The sequence below is a fragment of the Gynurincola endophyticus genome (assembly GCF_003991195.1).
GTDB classification, from domain to species: Bacteria; Bacteroidota; Bacteroidia; order Chitinophagales; family Chitinophagaceae; genus Gynurincola; species Gynurincola endophyticus.
The window spans coordinates 54244-72809 of sequence record NZ_RCWL01000005.1; the positions used below are offsets into that span (position 1 = coordinate 54244).

Here is an 18566-nt window from a genome sequence, read left to right on the forward strand (position 1 = left end):
GTAATGATGGAAGGTAATGTATTTTTTTTAAAGGAAATCAGCAAAGAGATTCAATGCTTTTTCCATGCGTACAATCGTTTCCGTTCTGCCTACGGTTTCAGCAATTTCAAATACACCCGGTCCGAATTTTCCTCCTACCAGCATGATACGCATCGGCATCATTACATCTCCGGGTTTTAAGCCTTTTTCAGTGGCCTTATTCTTAAAATGTGCTTCCAGTGCAGTGGCTTCAAACGGTTCAAAACTTTTGAAGTCTGTTACCATTCCGGTGAAAAAGGCTTGTTTTTCAGCGTTCCATTTCGGTTGAACCGCTGCATTGTCATAGGCAGAAGGCGTTTCAAAAAAGAACCGCGACTGACCCACAAAATCAGTCAGAAAAGTGCATCTTTCTTTTACCAGCTGAATCACTTTTTCTAAGAAGTCAGGATCGGTTTGAATGCCTTCTTTTTCAAGGAGCGGGGCTACCAATGCCACCAGTTTTTTAGCATCTGTTTTTTTAATCCATTCGTGATTAAACCATTTTGCTTTTTCAAAATCGAACTTAGCTCCTGCTTTGTGCACTCTATCTAAAGAGAACTTAGAGATTAATTCATCCAGGCTGAAAATTTCCTGATCAGTACCGTCGTTCCAACCCATCATTGCCAGCATATTCACGAAGGCTTCCGGTAAAAACCCTCTTTCTTTGAAGCCCTGATTAATTTCATTTGATTTCGGATCCTGCCAATCCATTGCAAAAACAGGAAAACCTAAACGGTCGCCATCTCTTTTGCTCAATTTTCCGTTTCCGTCTGGTTTTAATATCAATGGCAAATGTGCCCATTGAGGCATTGCTGCTTCCCAGCCTAAATATTTCCACAACAATACGTGCACCGGTGAAGAGGGTAACCATTCTTCTCCTCTGAATGCATGTGTGATCTTCATTAAGTAGTCATCCACTACTACAGCCAGGTGATAGGTAGGCATTCCGTCAGCTTTCAACAAAACTTTATCATCTATGAGACCGGTATGGAAACTGACTTCTCCACGAATCATATCGTTGAACTGTACGGTTTCATTATCGGGCATTTTGATACGAATTACATAGGGGGTACCATTTGCCAGTAATTGCTGCGTTTCTTCTGTAGTAAGGGATAATGAATTTCTCATTTTATCTCTTACGTTCCTGTCATATTGGGGAGATGGATTTTCAGGAGTTTTGAACGTTTCGCGCATTTTCTCCAGATCTTCCGGTAAATCAAATGCATAATAAGCATTTCCCTGAGCTACCAGCTGATCAGCGTATTGGCGGTACATGCTTTTGCGTTCAGATTGGCGGTAGGGGGCATAAGTACCGCCGATATGCGGACCTTCGTCGGGGTTTAATCCGCACCATTTCAGGCAATCAATTATATATTGCTCTGCACCCTCTACAAATCGAGTTTGGTCAGTATCTTCGATTCTTAAAATAAAATCGCCCTGATTTTGACGGGCAAACAGATAATTATATAAAACGGTACGCACGCCACCGAGGTGTAAGCCTCCTGTAGGGCTGGGTGCGAATCTGACACGAACTTTTGTACTCATAGGTACAAAGATAGGATAAAGAGATTGTGTAACTTTGTAGGGGCCATGTTAAAATGTATTGTATTTTGGTGGAGTTTGTTTACCGCGGTAGCAGGAGCAGCATTGCCTGCGCGGGCACAGCTTACGTCGGCAGAGTTGACGATAGGCTGGGCAGATCAGTTTGGGCTAAACCATCTGATGGCGATTCCTATTTATCTTCAAAACCCTGCTTTTCATTGGAATAAAACAATATTGAGTTTGCGTGAAGGAATGCAAAAAGGATCTGTAAAAGTTACGGAGAGAGGAGGGATGGATTTTGAGAATATCCGCTGGATACGCGTCAACAATAACTCTGATCAACCAGTTTTACTACTAAGCGGAGAAGTATTGAAAGGTGGGCGCCAAGACAGGATGATTGCTATGGATACGCTACTAATGCCCTCAGAGAAAGATCAATATGTGCCCGTGGTGTGCCTGGAAGAGGGGAGATGGAGCAAAAAAGAACTACCCTTCAGTTATCAGGGAATGGCTAACACCGAACTTCGTCTGATGCTCGCAAAAAGAGCAAAACAAACGAAAATCTGGAATGAAATCAATTTTCAGGTTGACAGAACAAAAACAAAATCCAAAACCAAGGCTTATACGGCTATCCGTAAACAGAAAGAAAATGCTGTTGCCATTCAACAGTATATGCAATATTTTGAGAAAAGGATGGACAAGCTTGCCAGCAATACCAATGGCTTGATTTTTTTATCGGCTAATAAAATACTTGGGGTAGAATTATTCGCTTCTGCCGAACTGATGAGAGAATATCAGCAAGGTTTTCTGATCAGTTATATCGAGTCGGCGGTAATACAGGGTGGCAAAGTGAGAATATCGAAGGATACGGTAGAATTGTACCTGAAAAATATGTTGCGTGATGAGCAATGGCAGTCCTACTTTCTGAATAGTAACCTTGGACGATCTTATCAGATAGAAAGCAAACCTATTTATATGACCGGCTATCAATATGAAGCAATGAAGCCGGAAGAGAAGCCATAAAAGAATAAATATGTACCTGGTAAAAACACCGGCATTGTTGAAGAAGATATATCATCGTTGTGTTTGGGAAATGCCCGCTAATGAAAAGATAATCTATCTGACATTTGATGACGGGCCACATCCAACCGCTACTCCCTTTGTGCTAAATTGTTTAAAAGAGTATAATGCGAAAGCGACGTTCTTTTGTATAGGTAAAAATGTAGTAGAACATCCTGACGTGTATCAGGCGATACTGGAAAACGGCCACCGGGCAGGCAATCATACGCACAATCATATGAACGGCTGGAAGGTCAGTGATAAAGAATATTTTGATAACATATTTCTTGCGGCAAAGTATATTGACTCAAATTTATTCAGACCTCCATACGGAAGAATCAGCTTATTCCAATCGAAGCATCTTAGTTCAGTAAGTGCCTATAATAGCACGGAAAACCCATTTAAGATCATTATGTGGTCGGTGTTAAGTGGAGATTTTGATACAACTATCAATGGAAAGGAAACAGCGCTGAATGTAATCAATCATGCAAAGGCCGGAAGTATAGTAGTGTTTCATGATAGTGAAAAAGCATACCCCAGAATGACGGAAGCATTACCCAAAACTTTAGAGCATTTTTCGAAGCTCGGATACAGATTTGAAAGTATTATAATGTAAGTAATTTTACTAAATAAAATGGGCCGGGGTAGAAACCCTGGCCCGTTTTTAATCCGTACCCTATGAAAACTGATTTAAAGGTAAAAACTTTTTTGATTCAATCAAACTAAATTGATTTTTCATATGAGAAATTATTAATATAATTTATATATTTTATTGATGTTCATAGGGAATGGTAAATAATTTAATTAAAAATACTCTTTTAGTAGTATTAATTTTGAGTAGTAGGTTTACGAAAAATTTCCAAGTTGAAGAAACGTAGTTTTACAAATATTGAGTTTACTTTTTATATAAAAATAATATAATATGTCGTGGAGTTTGGTAGATACACATAGCCACTTATACGTGGATGCGTTTAATGAAGATCGTTATGATATGCTGAAAAGATGTCTTGATGAAAAAGTTGAAATAGTATATCTACCGGCAATTGATAGCGAAACGCATCAGGCCATGTTTGACCTGGCGCATGAATATCCCGGATTTATGATTCCGATGATTGGCTTGCACCCCTGTTCGGTAAAAGAAAATTTTGCAGATGAGCTTAAAATTGTTGAAGACTGGCTCGAAAAGGAAAAAGTAGCGGCTATCGGAGAAATCGGATTAGATTTTTACTGGGATCGTTCTTTTGATGAACTGCAGTTGAAAGCTTTCCATTATCAATGTGCGCTGGCGTTACAGCATCAATTACCGATTGTGATTCATTCACGCGAAAGCACGCAGGAATGTATTGAAGCCGTGAAACAATATGCCATTCAGGGATTGACCGGTATTTTCCATTGTTTCAGTGGTTCGCTGGAACAGGCTCAGGAGATTACTGATATGGGCTTTTTGCTGGGTATCGGTGGGGTAGTGACTTATAAGAAGTCGAATTTGCCGGAAATCGTAGAAAAAATCGACCTGAAATATATTGTTTTGGAAACTGACAGCCCTTATCTGAGCCCGGTTCCTTACCGTGGAAAGCGTAATGAATCGGCGTATTTGAAGTATGTGGCGGAGAAAGTGGCTGAAATCAAGCAGTTAAGTATTGAAGAGGTGGCAAATATTACTTCACAGAATGCAAAAAATATTTTCGTAATCTAGGAATCGTTTTCCTATTTTTGCAACCCCTTGGGAGGGATGCAGGAGTGGTTGAACTGGCACGCCTGGAAAGTGTGTATAGGAGAAATCCTATCAAGGGTTCGAATCCCTTTCCCTCCGCAACAAAAAAAGACACCATTTGGTGTCTTTTTTTGTTCTAGCGCCAATTGTATACGTTGCTGATGAACCCCTTCTGGCGCCGGATTGCATCCGGTGCTAATGATAAATGTTTGGTATTAAAAAACTGCATAGAGGTGCTTCTTTTATGGATAAATAATTTAAAAAGAACCGCTCACAGCAGCGCCGGCAGGTAACGATATTTTGAAATATCAACTTTTTTTCGTATCTTAATAAGATAGGCATTTTATATTTTGCTCTTAAGATTAAGAAGCTCCTGCCGCTTCGCTTTGCATCATTCTATCTGATAATCACCATTTAAATTTGAAGATAATGAAGCTGAAAAGCGAATGAAGAATTCAAACCATCACTGAACAATCAGCGAATTTTTTGCTGAAGTAACAAAGTTACCTCCTCTTCATTTCCTTCATGTTTCAAATTGTATTTTCAAACACAGGAGAACCCTCGGTATTAAAGCTTCTGTTCCTGAATTCCTTAATAGTTACCACGCTATCACTATAATCAAACAACCACTTTCCTGAACTTCTTTTGTAACCTGCTCTCTTCAGCTTTGAAACCCATAATATGGCTCTCTATCGATTCTTCAATCGTAGAAGTGAGCAAGGATGCATTCTGCTGTGCTACTGCCTGTACAAAATCACGCATCATCAACCAGTCTCCACCACCATGTCCGCTTTTTTCATAACCCGCCACATCAGTGTATTTAGGCTGAAGTCTGGTTACTTTACCGGTGATAAAGTCTGTTACTACCAGTTCTTTCATGTCTCCCACCATATCACCCATTGAACCCATTACGCGGGTTCTTCTACCGGCATAGGAGGTAAATGCTTCCATGGAAAAACTGGCTGTTATATTGTCTTCAAACTGAATATTGGAGATATAATGATCCGGTTGGTCGTTTTCCATACGGTATACGCATCGGCCGTAGTTGGTTGTGTACATCCGCTGTTTAATTTCGGCTTCGTGTTTGGTTTTGTCTTCTGACAAGTCTAAGACCCTGTTTCTGCTGGTGCTTTTCGGCGTATAGATTTTTAATGCAGAGTAAGGACAGGTTTTTTCTACTTTACAACCATTAATACATCTGTCGGTACTTCCTTCCGGTGCATTTTCTTTTCTGAACCATTTCAGGTCACCCATCGCTGAAATTTCTGTACAACGTTTGTTGATTACCCATTTAATGATATCCAGGTCGTGGCACGACTTTGCCAGAATGATCGGCGTTGTTTGTTTCGAGTTGTGCCAGTTACCGCGAACATAGGAATGTGCCATGTGCTGAAACTCGATCGGCTCCAGATGTTGTACACTGATTACTTCACCGACTGCTCCTTCGGCAATCATTTCGCGCATCTTTACAAAATACGGCGCATAACGCAATACATGACAAACGGCTACGATCCTGCCTTTTTGCTGTGCCTTTTTTAAAATTGCACGGCATTCTTTTTCGGTTGGAGCGATGGGCTTTTCTAATAGAATGTCATACCCCATTTCCAAAGCCTGCATGCAGGGGCCGTAATGCAGATTGTCTGGAGTTGAAATGATAATCGCATCTGCAAATTTCGGACGTTTAAATACGTCTTCCCAGGTATTGAAACGGTTATCGTGCGGAATGTTATGTGAGGTTGTGTATTTCTGATTCCGGAAGGCAACGGGTTCTGCTACACCAACAATTTTCATATTTTGAGGAAATTGTAAAGCATAGTTACCATATACGGTTCCGCGTCCGCCTGCTCCTAATGTAATAGCAGTAACCGGTTTTTCAAGCACTATGTGGAAAGGGTTGTCAGGAAGTGTGTATTGCTGCACATCCGTGGTAATGGCAGCAATTGCTTCATTGGTGAGAATGGTTCCTCCCAGCCCCAGCCCCAGATTTTTTAATAATGTTCTTCTTCTCATGTGATGATAATTTATACGGTCAAAGACTACTTTTTGATTTCAAAACCGGCTAATACCGGAAGATGATCTGAACCGTAATGGTGCTCGGTGAGTACGCGACTGCTGATTAGCGAAACACGTGCATGTTTTTTATAAAAAATATAATCTATTTTTTTAGTAGGTTTTTTCACCGGTATGGTATACTCTTTTTCATTGCCGGCATCAACCAGTAATGAACTCATTTGTGTGATACTCTCGTCGTTTGGTGCCGCATTGAAATCACCGCCTATGATAATAATATCATTGGAGAATTCTTTTACTTTATTTATCAGGTCAGCGGTTTGACTGATTTTGATCGCTTTTGTTTTGTAATCGATGTGTGTACAGCCAACAACGATCTCTTCATTTTGATAAGCTATTGTGGCGAATAAGACTTTTCTGGGTTCCGTTCCTTCGGTATGTGGTAAACGGTAAGCACTGATTTTTTTAATGGGATGTTTCGATAAAATGCCGATACCGTATGATCCGCCTTCGTAAGGAATGGTTTGTTCGAAGTGATAAAACATATTCAATTTTTCAGCGAGTACTTTTAGCTGATAGGTTTTATGACTTCTGATGGTAACACTGTCCAGTTCCTGTATAGCCACTACATCTGCTCCGGAAAGTTGAATGGCTGCTGCAATACTGTCGAGATCAATATATCCCTTTGGCTGGGTAGGAGGGTTACCATGATGAATATTGTAAGTCAGCACGCTGAAGTTGCCGGTACCGGCCGTAGTCAGCTTTTTGGGCTGACTACATCCGATACATAACAAGGTTAAAATTGATATTGATAATAATTTTACCATTATGATTACTGTTATGGATAATTAAATAATGATTCAGGGTTGTATTTGGTACGCTGATCTTCCATCGGTACTTTAATATCGAGGGTAATTGTTCCGATACCATTTTCATTTTTGTAATCACGAACAATCACGATACCAAATGACTGATTCAGAATCGGTTCCCATCTTCCCCATCCGATATAGAAACCCTGACCTGGGTTAAATACGTTATTGGTACGTCTGTTGGTTTCGTAGATATTATAGTTCTCACCACCTTGTGCAGTAGGAGCGGCTACTCTCTTTTCAACGTGTTCCATTAACTGAGTGTCCCAATGAAGCGTATCATAAGATGTACTGTTAGCACTTGCCCTGTTGGCTGTAACAAGAGTATAAGGTGCTTTGTCAAAACCGACCATATAAGGAGCCAGTGCGTTGGCATAGGCGGCACCTGCCATAAATACGCCCGGAGGCATAATGTTGTTGCTGGTAGCGGTGTATTTGAAAAATCCTAAGTCGATCATTTCATCATACGGAGCTGCATTTTCAATACTGAAAAGGTGAGGAGCCTGATAAGCTGCAAAGAAGTTATTTTTACCCGGTCCGATTTCAGTGGTTAATACGACGTTTTTAAATTCCTTTAATGGATTATATACTTTACTAACTTTAAACTCGGCCATTCCTTTTTTACCACCTTCGTTTTCACCCTGTATGCGTATGGCTTCAATACTTCCTTCGCCCAGAATGTCGAATGAGAAGTTGAATTCATCGGCAGGGGTGCCGATATTTAAGGGTTGCTCTGCACCATAAATACCGTTGCGCTTAACCGCATAAGTGAAAGAGTTTATATAGGTTCCTGAGAAAACTGCTCCGCTGAAAGTATTGTTTACTGTAGTGTACAGCTTTTCGATCGGATTTTTATTATCTGCGATAGCAATTACAACTGCGTCTTCCTGTACGGATCCGATTTTAAAAGTATCAGTTACAAAAGCATCGTAGATGTTTTTTGTGTTAATGATAATTGCAGTGAGATCTTCCACTACATCTACATTAAACTGAAACGGCGTATTCTTTTTATTTTCGAAACTGATGGCTGTTTCAGCAGAAGTTACTCCGTTGATGGTTATCTGATATGTTAATGAACTCAGATCATACTCTGATACGATGTTTCCTTCAATTGATAATCTTTTACCGGCAAACACAGACGCTCTTTCTTTAATATTATCTTTAAAGTTTATTTTTTGAATCGCTCTGATATTATCAGTATCTATATGTATTTCGCTGTTATTGTGATTGATGTCGAATGCAATAATCACTAATTCTTTAAAATTGCTTTGCACGGTTACGCTAATGGTTTCTTCCATATTGTTAGGTGCATCGGTTCTGTCGAAGAAAACCGGATCTCCTGATGAAGTGCCATTCGATGTAGCGCTGATTACGTAGTAAGCCAGTCTCTTTAAGCCAATCGGTGAACTTACTTTTACCGGTACTACCAATTGCTGTCCTTCATTCAATCCTTCAATATTCTTGTAACTGTCATCAACGGTAATAACAGGAGCCGGGGCGTTTATTTCTGTTTTCTTACATCCTGTAATGATTACACCGAAGCATAATAATGCACAGGAGATATATAGAATGAACTTTTTCATTGTTAAAATTTATTAGAGTTATCTGTTTCTTTTTAGTTCGCTGACCACCGGAAAGTGATCAGAGGCATACGTTTCAACCACTACATTGTGCGATTGTATGGTGAATGCATCTGACGGGCGAAATGCCAGATAGTCAATTATTGAAGTGGCATTTCTTGAAGGGAATGTATTCGGACAGCCTCCGCCTGCACAGGTTCTGGTTAATGCACCATCAAACACATTAAAGAAATTGATGACTTCAGGCTTCTCGTTTAAATCAGCGCCAAGTACCATCGGTATATTGTTTGAAGAAACCAGGCGTGCCACTTCTCTTACCTGTAAAAGTCGTGAAACATCACTGTTATGTTGTAAGTGAGTAACGGTAGCTATTACAGAATCAACTCCGGGTAAATCAACCAGTGCCATACCGATTACACGTTGTTCTTCATCACTGTTTCCTTTTGGCAACAAATATTTTTGAATACTTCCTAAAGGATACTTCGATAAGATAGCTGTTCCGTAAAATCCTCTTCCTATGTTAGTAGCTGAAAAGAAAGCTACATTTCTTTGAGTGAGGTTTCCCAGTTCTGCTGCCTGGTCGCCATTGTACCCGTTTCTGGCAGTGTTTTTATCTACTTCCTGAAGAAATACAATATCAGGGTTTGCATCATTAATCACTCTTGCAATAGCAGCAAGGTCTACTGTTCCGGGTGATAAAGGCGGAACACCACCATGAATGTTATAAGTCATTATTTTAATGGTTGGTAATACCTGCTGACCATCATTGTCAAGACCATATTTATTTTCTGCCGTACCCAGCTCTATGTAAGTAGGCGGGTTATCGGGCATATAAGGTTTTTTATTGCAGGCGCTAACTGTTAACAGTAGCGCAGGAATAATTATATTTTTAATTGCTCGCATTTTCATTTAGAGTTTTAATCCCAGTGCGGATTTTGTTTTAAATTTTTGTTCAACTGAATGTCTTCGATGGGTAAAGGCCATAAGTAGTCTCTGTCTTCTCTGAAAGTTTTTCTGATATTGATATTGGTTACAATATTTCCTTTTCCTGCTCCGGATAGTTCGCTGCTGGGAATCTGATAAGGGCCAGTAGCCGGTGGTTTGGCTCCGTCATAAATTTCAACGTCGTTTCTTCCGTCTCTGTTGAGGTCAAACATTCCGGTTTTAGGGAAATACATTCCTCTGAAGGCACGGGTTAATAAATGGCCTTCTTTCCAGCGCATTAAATCATCCCAGCGGAAATTATTTTCCATTACCAGTTCAATTCGTCTTTCTCTTCTGATTTCAAGGATCACGCCTGTATTCGATCCGCTTACATTTTTATATTGCTCAGCGAGGTATTGATCGGGAGATGCATTGGCTGCTGCTAAATCCAGAGAAGGCATTCCTGCACGTGCTCTGAGTCTGTTCAATGAAATGTCAAGGTCTGTTTGAGAAAGCGTACCAAGTTCTGCTTTGGCTTCTGCGTAGTTTAAGAATACTTCACCGGTTCTGAATATTACCATATCGTGGTAAGATTGATTGTTACCGTCCATGGCTACGATATTCATCCATTTAATAGGTTGATAACCTGTCATGGTCGCTTCAAAGTCAGGAGCAAGGGAAGCGGTTTGTCCGATTCTGGTATATCCCGGTACGCGAATGGTTTGTGCCAGGCGCGGATCACGGTTTTGTACTTCCTCAAAATATTGTATGGTATCATAACCCTGTATATCGGTGAATCTGCTGCCGTCGGCCATGAGGTAACTGTTTACCAAAGATTTTTCAAGACCGGGTTTTCCCTGTGTTCTGGCAGTGATGTAGAATTGCAGGTTATGTCTTAATGCCAGTTCGTTTGAATAACGTCTGGTCAAAATTACTTCCTCTGCTACACCATCGGCGTTTAGTGTGGCGAACAGGTCCTGATAAGCTTTTCCTGAAGGACCGTTGGTTTGTGTGTATAACGTGTAACCGCTTTCATTAATGAAGCGCAGGGCTGCTTCCGCACTTAAATTCAGAAACTTTTCTGCATCGGGAAGATTAAATTCAGTATGATATTTACGCCAGGTTCCTTCATATAATGCGACTCTCGCTTTTAAAGCAAGTGCCGTCCATCTGGTTACTCTTTCTACATTTTTCTGGTTATCCAGGTGTTCAATAGCAAAATCCAGATCAGCCATGATAGAATCCATGATCAATACTCTTGAGTCGCGCGGCTTCATCAGATTTTCTATATCATTCGTTTCAATTACCACATTGTACCATGGAACGTCGCCGTACCATCTCACTTTTTCAAAGTAAAAAAACGCTCTGAAAAACTTAGCTAAGCCAAAGTATTTATTTCGAACGTTTTGGTCAGTATAGTTAATTGCAGTGGGGCTGTTCAGTAAAAAGTTGATATTTCTTAAAGCACTCCAGTTCCAGCGGCTGTCGGTGGTAGGAACGATTCTGGTACCACTTACTTCAGCTGCAACAGATGATTTTACAATGTTATCGGCTGATTCTCCGAATACATAGTTTGCATCTGGTAGTGCGGCGTAAAAAGAGTTAGTGTAAGCGGCAAAGTCATTTTCAGATTTAAAAAATGTTTGCGGAGAGATATCAGCTGTTGGGTATCTCTCTAAGAAATCTTTTGTACAACCTGTGAGCATCAATGCTACTGCGGGTATGATAATATGTTTGAGTTTCATAAAAATCTTTTTCGAATAAAATGATCGTAACTAGAAAGACATGTCGATACCAAATGAAATTGTTTTGCTGAACGGATAAACACGGCCATCGATTTGTGACATTGCCTGTTCAGGATCGATGTACTTACTTCTTAATTTAGTGAACGTAAACAGGTTTTCACCACTTACATATACACGCAGACCTTTTAATAAGGCTCTTTTAGTAATGTTGTTTGGAACTGTATAACCAATTGTCAGATTCTTTAACCTTAAATAAGCAAGGTCTTGTAAGTAACGGTTATTGGTAGCTCTCAACTCATTGTTTGCATTCAGGGCTACATATGCTAACAAATTCGGGAAGTAAGCATTGGTGTTATCCGGTGAATAAACGTCTTTTTCAAAATCATTCGGAATGAATGAAAAATAAGGACGGGAGTAAGGCCCCCAGAACCGGTCGGCGTTATTACCCGGATACCAGTCCATTTTTCCTAAACCCTGAAAGAAGAAGCTGATGTCGAAATTGTTCCAGTTTGCATTACCACCGAATGAATACATGTAACGCGGAGTACTGTTTCCGATTACTCTTTGATCACCCGGATCGTCGATCGTGTTTTTTCCCGCACTGATCACATTGTCACCATCTAAATCTAACCAACGTAAATCGCCTGCACGAATCGGAATGTTGTTGTCTCTTCTTACCCTGTTTAAGAATACCTGATCAACCGGGTATGTTCGGGCTTCTGCATCGGTCTGGAAGAAACCGTCTGTGATATATCCCCAGATTTCTCCTATTTCTTTTCCTTCGTAAAGAGAGTAGGTGAGTTTCGTTGGGTTGTTTATTTTTTTAACTACAGAATGGTTATCACTTAGAGCAACATTGAAACTGTATTTGAAAGGTTTGTTGAGTAACATGAAATGATCACGATAATTTACGGCTAACTCAAAACCTTTTGTTTGAATAGTAGCTACGTTTACAATCGGCTCACTGGCACCATACACACTTGGTAATTTAACATCGCTTGCTAAAATGTCTTCGGTGTTTCGGATATATTTATCAAAACTGATGTTTAATCTGTTTCTGAAGAAGGATACATCTATACCACCATTATAGGTAATCGCTGTTTCCCATGTAAAAGAACCGGAAACGGGGTTTGGTACGGAATAACTTCTGGCTTTTTCTCCACCCAGAATATAGTTCATTACAGAAGCTCTCATCGTCGGAATGTATGGATAGGCACTGGAAATCTGCTGGTTACCCAATGATCCGATAGATCCTCTGAATTTTAAATCGCTGATTACATTATTAAGAGGAAGGAAGAAGTTTTCTTCGCTGATTCTCCAGGCTGCTGATACAGAAGGGAAAAATCCTCTTCTTCTTCCGCTGGGAAAACGTGATGAACCATCGTAACGTCCGCTTGTTTCAAGAATATATTTTCCGGCGAAGTCATAGTTGAAACGATAGAATAAACCTGCTAATGCCACTTCACTTGAATTGCCGGATACGGTTTGTAAGCCTGTTCCGAGATTTAAACTGTTGAGCTCTTCTGAAGATAAATCGTCAATGGTAGCTCCGATTCTTTTTGCTTTGCTTAACTCCTGATTTAAACCTGCAAGAATTTTAAAATTATGATTATTGAATGATCTGGTATAATCAGAATAGAGATTCATTACGTGTACCTGATTGAACTGTTGTGATTCGCTGAGTTTGTCGATTGCATATTTAGGTGCTACTTCAACAGTTCCGGGATATAATGAATAAGTAGCCGCTGTTTGTCTGTAAAAGCTGGGGTCTGTATATAAATTGTAACTGTAGTTAGCTGTGATATTCCAGTTTTTAAGCGGTGTGATGCCTATTTCATTAATGGTAGTGAGTTCATATTTTCTATCTAAACCTCTGGTATTACCACTGATCAGCATTGCGAAAATACCGTCGCCGATATCATAGTTGTTTAAACCGGTTCTGTAACTGGCAGTTCCGTCCGGGTTGATCGGTGCATAGGCAGGAGATGCGTGTACGTTCACGTGGGTAAAGTTTGCAGAACCGCCACCATCTCTACCAAAGTAATCATAACTCATGTGGTAGAAGTTGGTGTTGTTTGAAATTCTTAACCACGGATTGATCTGTGCATTTACTTTTGTTCTCAATGTTTTTGAACCGTATTTGTCAGTGTTCATTCGCATAATCCCATCTTTCGATTTCAGGTTACCATTGATCATGTAGTTAACTGTTTCACTTCCTCCGCTGATAAATACGTTATGATTCTGAGATGCCTGCCATTTGGTAAACATGATATCCCACCAGTCGTAGTTGCCGTAATAAACATATTGGTCTCTGCCGTTTCTGTTTTGTACGGTTACCCATGGTCTGGAAGGGTCTTCTACTTTATCATTTCTTCTGGCGTATAATTCTTCATAGTCTCTTTCTGTGTAACCTGAATAACCACCTACGTGTGCCAGCGCTGCATCATTCAGTCGCATCCAGTCATAAGCGGTAGTCATGAAATCTGTGCTTACTGTTGGTGTTGAAGCACCCCAGTTATTGTTATATCTGATGGCTGTTTTTCCGGCTGTTCCATTTTTGGTAGTTACAAGAATTACCCCGAAAGCACCACGTGCACCATAGATGGCAGCGGCTGAAGCGTCTTTTAATACAGAAATAGTTTGTACTTCTTCCGGATTCAGGCGGTCTAAGGTTCCGGGTACTCCGTCAATGATCACCAGAGGGGCACCATTTACGGCATTGCTTCCGCTGATAGAAGTAATACCTCTGATATTGAGACTTCCCATTTGTCCGGGCATACCGCTGCTGACGCGGATATTAAGGTTGGGAATCGCTCCCTGTAAAAGAGACGTAATATTAGTAGCAGGACGGTCTCTTAATTCGTCGCCTTCTATTTGCTGAACGGCACCAGAAAGGTTCATTTTCTTTTGTGTACCATAACCAACAACTATCACTTCTTCAATTTCTCTGACATCAATTTTCATTTTAATCATCAGAGAATTGTTTTCTCCATCTTTAATGACAAAACGGTTGATTTGCTGTGTTTCGTAGCCAATGAATGAGGCTCTGAAGTTATAAGCAACACCGGGTGTCAGGTTAAGTCTGAAAATACCCTGAGAGTTCGTCATTGTTGACAATACTGCCGCAGTATCGTTTATTTTAAAAGCTTCTACGGTTACTCCCGACATTACTTTTGAGTTCTCATCGAGAATGGTTCCGATAAGCGGACGGGTCTGTGCCAATGCCTGTAACGACAAAATAGAGCACAGCAAGATACAGGCGCTCAATCGGCTTGAACGCTTCAGTTTTAATTTCATGATAATAAACGGTTTTTGCGTATGCGTTTATCGAATGGATAAATGCCTATGCATAATCATTGAATAAAATAAAGTTTTTGTATAAAGAACTAAATCTTGAATCAAGAGCCTGATTCGGATAAGGCAAGTGTGTCTGATAAGAAACTTCTACCGGTTGATTACCAGCAGATGAATCTTTATTTTTTTCATTCAGGATTGGTGAAGGGGTTTCCTTCGATGTATGTTGTTTGATTATTTTATAATTTCCATTCTCTTGTATAATATTCAGGTCGTTCATGTTGGCAATTACCTGTAATACCTGTGTAAGAGAGTCTTCTGTTGCAAAGGTTCCGGTGAAAAGCATTCCTCTTACGTCTTCTTCTTTATAAGCAATCGTGCAACTGTAGATATATTCGAGTCGTTTGAATACATTCGGTAAAGAAGTTTTATCGAAATCAAGTGATCGTGACAGTTCTTCATATTCTATTACAGGAATGTCAATTGTTTTAACGTCAGGAATAGCAGGTTTGGTGATTGGTTTTACAGGTATTAAAGTTACATATGCTTTTTCCTCAGCTGTATTGATAAAACATTGTTCACCGGCATTCAGGTATAACTCTTTAATTTTTTTCTTTTTGTCGCTGGCCGTTACCATTACTTTTCCTTCAAATAACTGAACATTGACTTTGTGTGCTGCCGTTTCTCCGTCAACGCTGAAGATGGTTCCCAAGGCTGTAGTAATAATGCCATTAGCTTCAACACTAAAAGGTCGGTTCTTATCTTTTTTAACATCAAATCTGGCCTTTCCTTTTAAAAGGATGTGGCGGCTGGTGGTCGACGACATTTCTACGTAGATACTGGATCCGGGCGATAATGTAATAACAGAACTGTCGGTTGTAATAATTTTTTTGGGCTTGTGAGAAGTATTGGTTTGCCATTCACCGGTTGATTGCTGTTGTACAATTTGTAACTCAGGTTGAAATATTGGGGTGGGTTGTTTGTTGAGTTGGTAGAACGACCAGGTACCGGCCAGTAACAGAATACCTGCCGCTACAGCCCATTTAACGCGTAAATGAATGAGTCTTTTCGCCGGTTGACGGTCGATGATTTTTTTGTTGGTAAGAATTCTATCCTGAATAGAAGCGAAGATTTTTGCTTCTCTGGCTATTTCCTGTGGAGTAGACTGCTGTTCTTCGAGGTTCTTTTGAAAATCCTGGTATAATGAAATACGCCAGTCATTTTCATTTTGCTGAAAATCACGCAAAAATGCTCTTAACTCTTCCGAGGTTAACCGGTCATTCCAAATTCCATTAATCCTGCTTTCAATATTCTTCATGTATGGTGTTTCTACGCCCTAAATACACGAGAATTGTAAAATGGGGATTCGGTTTAATGTTACGAAATTATTACCGATCCGGTTAAGCGGAAAAATAGCTCATTAAAAGTAGAAAAGAGGTTCCGTGCATTTCAGGATAACGTGCCTGAATATATTTTTTAATGAAACGTGTAGATTGTTTCAGGTAGTCTCTGACAGAGTTTTCAGAAATGTTCAGAATGCCTGCTACTTCGTTGGTGGTGCGCCCTTCAAAGCGGCACATCATCAGTACATCTTTTTTCCGTTTGGGAAGGTGATCAATGGCTTCTTCTAAAACCGAGAGGCGGAGGTCGAAAATAAACTCTTCTTCTTGCGGCGATTTGACCTCTTTATGTTGATTTTCTATATACGACTGTTCCTGATAAGCGACCTGTGCTTTGACTTTGTTTTTGAGATAATTAATTGATTTATTATAGCTTACAACAAATAGCCAACGATCAACTTTGTCGGCTTTCACATGATCTCTGTTATCCCAAAGAGCGATAAAAACTTCCTGCAACAGATCTTCTGCGGCATTTCCATCTTTCACCATTTTGATGATGTTCAGATAAACAGCACGGTTGTACTTATAATAAGTCTCATTAAATGCATCTAATTCATCCTGATAAATGAATACGTCATCCCTGTTAGCTTTATTCATTCTCTTGTGAATTTTCTGTCAATTACAATACCTGGTTTTATATGGTACTGAAATCAACACTTTCATTCGTAAATAGATCACAAAAGTAAATACCTTCTCAGAAGGTTCTATGTTATAAAATTGTAAACAAACTAATACAAATACAAAGCGCTGCTCAGAGAGCAGCGCCAGCAGGTAATGATATTTTGAAATCTCAACTTTTTTTCGTATCTTAATAGATAGACCTTTCTTTTAATTACTATATTTCTAATAGGTTAGAAAATTGGAAATCGAAAGTGTACAAAAACGTTTTGTAATTGAACACAGCAAATGATATTCAGATTAAGAACTGCGTACCCATTTTTAATTTTTAATTCTCAATTTATCTACGTAGCCGTTTTCAATCTTCCATTTTCACCTTTCAATTGCCCTCGTTATTCTTATGCTTTGTTATTGAATAATTAACCATTAAAGCGCGCGGCAAACTCTTTTGCAAACTCTTCCAATTTTGTTTTTCCCTCTACAGGTGCATTGTTTTTAATAAAATCTGCCTGTATGTTGCCTTTTCGTAAACCAGCACCCATATCAGTGTATAAACCTGCTATTTCAGCCGGCACACCTGCGTTGGTCATTCCTTCTAAAGCCTGTTCGTCTGTGAATTCAACCCAGGGTAATTCCGGTTTTCCCACAGCGGTTCCCAATGCTTTTGCAACCTCTTCCGCACTGCGGAAATCGCTTACGATGTAATGTATCTTTTCTCCTGCAGATGTTTTTTGTAAGAATGCTGCCGCTGCACTCGCAATATCACGTGGATGAACTAAAGGAATCCGGGTGGAGGCAGGTAAATTTGAACCTACAATTCCTGCACCTTTGATAACAGGAATATCATTGTAGTAGTTTGTATAAAAATAACCGGCTCTTAAAAAAGTGAAGTCAACATTTTTCACTTCGTTATAAATGTTTTCGATGTGGTATAAACTTTCGATCGGTCCATTCCCATTCGGTAAATCAGCACCGATACTGCTTAATAATACCACTCTTTGAATGCCTGCGTCAGTAAATGCTTTGGCAAAAGCTTTTCCGGCGGCAACCGTATTTTCTACAACATTTGAACCACCTAAATTGGGTGGAGTCATGGCAAAAACCGCGTCGGCATCCTTAAACGTTTCAGTTAAAAAAACGGCATCATTGACTGATCCGATGGCGGGTATCGCGCCGGTTGCTTCAATGGCGGCTTTTCTGTTAGAAGAACTGGTTACAACAATAACTTTATTACCAGCTTTAACTAATTGATTGGTAAGCTCTTTTCCGATATTTCCTAACGAACCTGTAACAACTATTTTCATTTGATTTGTTTTATTTGAAACACAAAGGTATTTTTGTACATACTTTTTAACAAGTACTTACCCTAAAGTATGTATTATGGCAGCCATTAAACCAAGCTCCACGATTCAGGAGAATAAACAATATGCATTAGAGCTGTGTCCGGTTACCTATGTAATGGAAAAAATTGGTAATTACTGGAAGCCGATTATTTTATTTCATGTTGCAAAAGGGCCTTTGCGTTACAGTGAAATCAAACGGGCTATTCCGGCGATTACCGAAAAAGTATTGATTCAGCATTTGAAGCAGTTAGAAGCAGACGGCCTGGTTATTCGCGAATCAAAACCTGTTGTTCCTCCTCATGTTACTTACCGTTTAAGTGCCTCGGGAAAGGGTCTTTATCCGGTGATAGAGGCGATGGCTGCGTGGGCATTCGAAGAAAGGGCAGGAAGGTTTGCATAAAATAAAAAGAGGTGATAGAAAATAAAGAATCAGAACGATTGTGATTAAAA

General features: G+C 39.8%; 14 protein-coding genes and 1 tRNA gene. 5 read left to right on the plus strand and 10 right to left on the minus strand.

Features of this window, described 5'->3' with window-relative positions:
* Positions 1 to 27 precede the first annotated feature (27 nt).
* A complete protein-coding gene (gltX, locus tag D9O48_RS10760) occupies positions 28 to 1563 on the minus strand; it encodes a glutamate--tRNA ligase (protein WP_126972982.1) in 1536 nt (511 codons plus the stop codon).
* Positions 1564 to 1608: 45 nt separating this feature from the next.
* Here gltX and D9O48_RS10765 point away from each other — a divergent pair, with 45 nt between their 5' ends.
* The 4 genes from D9O48_RS10765 (at position 1609) to D9O48_RS10780 (ending at position 4432) form a co-directional block, all read left to right on the plus strand.
* Entirely contained in the window at positions 1609 to 2583 is a 975-nt protein-coding gene (locus tag D9O48_RS10765) for an ARPP-1 family domain-containing protein (protein ID WP_126972983.1), read from the plus strand.
* 10 nt (positions 2584 to 2593) lie between these two features.
* Complete coding sequence (locus D9O48_RS10770; RefSeq protein WP_126972984.1) at positions 2594 to 3235, plus strand: polysaccharide deacetylase family protein; 642 nt, start codon at positions 2594 to 2596, stop codon at positions 3233 to 3235.
* A gap of 306 nt (positions 3236 to 3541) precedes the next feature.
* Positions 3542 to 4315 (plus strand): TatD family hydrolase, encoded by a 774-nt coding sequence (locus D9O48_RS10775; protein ID WP_126972985.1) that lies wholly within the window; start codon positions 3542 to 3544, stop codon positions 4313 to 4315.
* A 30-nt stretch (positions 4316 to 4345) separates the two neighbouring features.
* Positions 4346 to 4432 (plus strand) — tRNA-Ser (locus tag D9O48_RS10780).
* 519 nt (positions 4433 to 4951) lie between these two features.
* Here D9O48_RS10780 and D9O48_RS10785 read toward each other — a convergent pair.
* The 9 genes from D9O48_RS10785 to D9O48_RS10825 all read right to left on the minus strand — a co-directional run bounded on the left by D9O48_RS10785 (position 4952) and on the right by D9O48_RS10825 (position 18077).
* Positions 4952 to 6343 (minus strand): Gfo/Idh/MocA family protein, encoded by a 1392-nt coding sequence (locus D9O48_RS10785; RefSeq protein WP_126972986.1) that lies wholly within the window; start codon positions 6341 to 6343, stop codon positions 4952 to 4954.
* Between the two features lie 26 nt (positions 6344 to 6369).
* A complete protein-coding gene (locus D9O48_RS10790) occupies positions 6370 to 7170 on the minus strand; it encodes an endonuclease/exonuclease/phosphatase family protein (protein WP_126972987.1) in 801 nt (266 codons plus the stop codon).
* An 11-nt stretch (positions 7171 to 7181) separates the two neighbouring features.
* Entirely contained in the window at positions 7182 to 8795 is a 1614-nt protein-coding gene (locus tag D9O48_RS10795; RefSeq protein ID WP_126972988.1) for a hypothetical protein, read from the minus strand.
* Positions 8796 to 8813: 18 nt separating this feature from the next.
* The gene (locus D9O48_RS10800) at positions 8814 to 9695 is read right to left on the minus strand and encodes an endonuclease/exonuclease/phosphatase family protein (RefSeq protein WP_158624869.1); all 882 of its coding nucleotides are present in this window, start codon (positions 9693 to 9695) and stop codon (positions 8814 to 8816) included.
* Between the two features lie 14 nt (positions 9696 to 9709).
* Positions 9710 to 11461 (minus strand): RagB/SusD family nutrient uptake outer membrane protein, encoded by a 1752-nt coding sequence (locus tag D9O48_RS10805; protein ID WP_126972990.1) that lies wholly within the window; start codon positions 11459 to 11461, stop codon positions 9710 to 9712.
* Positions 11462 to 11491: 30 nt separating this feature from the next.
* On the minus strand, positions 11492 to 14758 hold the full coding sequence (locus D9O48_RS10810; protein ID WP_126972991.1) for a SusC/RagA family TonB-linked outer membrane protein: 3267 nt from the start codon (positions 14756 to 14758) through the stop codon (positions 11492 to 11494).
* Positions 14759 to 14804: 46 nt separating this feature from the next.
* The gene (locus D9O48_RS10815) at positions 14805 to 16073 is read right to left on the minus strand and encodes a FecR family protein (protein WP_126972992.1); all 1269 of its coding nucleotides are present in this window, start codon (positions 16071 to 16073) and stop codon (positions 14805 to 14807) included.
* An 82-nt stretch (positions 16074 to 16155) separates the two neighbouring features.
* Positions 16156 to 16752, minus strand: a complete 597-nt coding sequence (locus D9O48_RS10820) for an RNA polymerase sigma factor (RefSeq protein ID WP_126972993.1) — start codon at positions 16750 to 16752, stop codon at positions 16156 to 16158.
* 440 nt (positions 16753 to 17192) lie between these two features.
* Entirely contained in the window at positions 17193 to 18077 is an 885-nt protein-coding gene (locus D9O48_RS10825) for an NmrA family NAD(P)-binding protein (RefSeq protein WP_126972994.1), read from the minus strand.
* A 76-nt stretch (positions 18078 to 18153) separates the two neighbouring features.
* On the opposite strand from D9O48_RS10825, the gene D9O48_RS10830 reads away from it, so the two are divergent.
* Positions 18154 to 18516, plus strand: coding sequence for a winged helix-turn-helix transcriptional regulator (locus D9O48_RS10830; protein ID WP_126972995.1), 363 nt, complete (start codon positions 18154 to 18156; stop codon positions 18514 to 18516).
* Positions 18517 to 18566 lie beyond the last annotated feature (50 nt).

Coding starts and splice junctions, on each gene's coding strand:
- D9O48_RS10805 (WP_126972990.1), bottom strand. CDS start 11,461: ATGAAACTCAAACATATTATCATACCCGCAGTAGCATTGATGCTCACA.
- D9O48_RS10815 (WP_126972992.1), bottom strand. CDS start 16,073: ATGAAGAATATTGAAAGCAGGATTAATGGAATTTGGAATGACCGGTTA.
- D9O48_RS10785 (WP_126972986.1), bottom strand. CDS start 6,343: ATGAGAAGAAGAACATTATTAAAAAATCTGGGGCTGGGGCTGGGAGGA.
- D9O48_RS10775 (WP_126972985.1), top strand. CDS start 3,542: ATGTCGTGGAGTTTGGTAGATACACATAGCCACTTATACGTGGATGCG.
- D9O48_RS10820 (WP_126972993.1), bottom strand. CDS start 16,752: ATGAATAAAGCTAACAGGGATGACGTATTCATTTATCAGGATGAATTA.
- D9O48_RS10825 (WP_126972994.1), bottom strand. CDS start 18,077: ATGAAAATAGTTGTTACAGGTTCGTTAGGAAATATCGGAAAAGAGCTT.
- D9O48_RS10765 (WP_126972983.1), top strand. CDS start 1,609: ATGTTAAAATGTATTGTATTTTGGTGGAGTTTGTTTACCGCGGTAGCA.
- D9O48_RS10810 (WP_126972991.1), bottom strand. CDS start 14,758: ATGAAATTAAAACTGAAGCGTTCAAGCCGATTGAGCGCCTGTATCTTG.
- D9O48_RS10770 (WP_126972984.1), top strand. CDS start 2,594: ATGTACCTGGTAAAAACACCGGCATTGTTGAAGAAGATATATCATCGT.
- D9O48_RS10795 (WP_126972988.1), bottom strand. CDS start 8,795: ATGAAAAAGTTCATTCTATATATCTCCTGTGCATTATTATGCTTCGGT.
- D9O48_RS10800 (WP_158624869.1), bottom strand. CDS start 9,695: ATGCGAGCAATTAAAAATATAATTATTCCTGCGCTACTGTTAACAGTT.
- D9O48_RS10830 (WP_126972995.1), top strand. CDS start 18,154: ATGGCAGCCATTAAACCAAGCTCCACGATTCAGGAGAATAAACAATAT.
- D9O48_RS10790 (WP_126972987.1), bottom strand. CDS start 7,170: ATGGTAAAATTATTATCAATATCAATTTTAACCTTGTTATGTATCGGA.
- gltX (WP_126972982.1), bottom strand. CDS start 1,563: ATGAGTACAAAAGTTCGTGTCAGATTCGCACCCAGCCCTACAGGAGGC.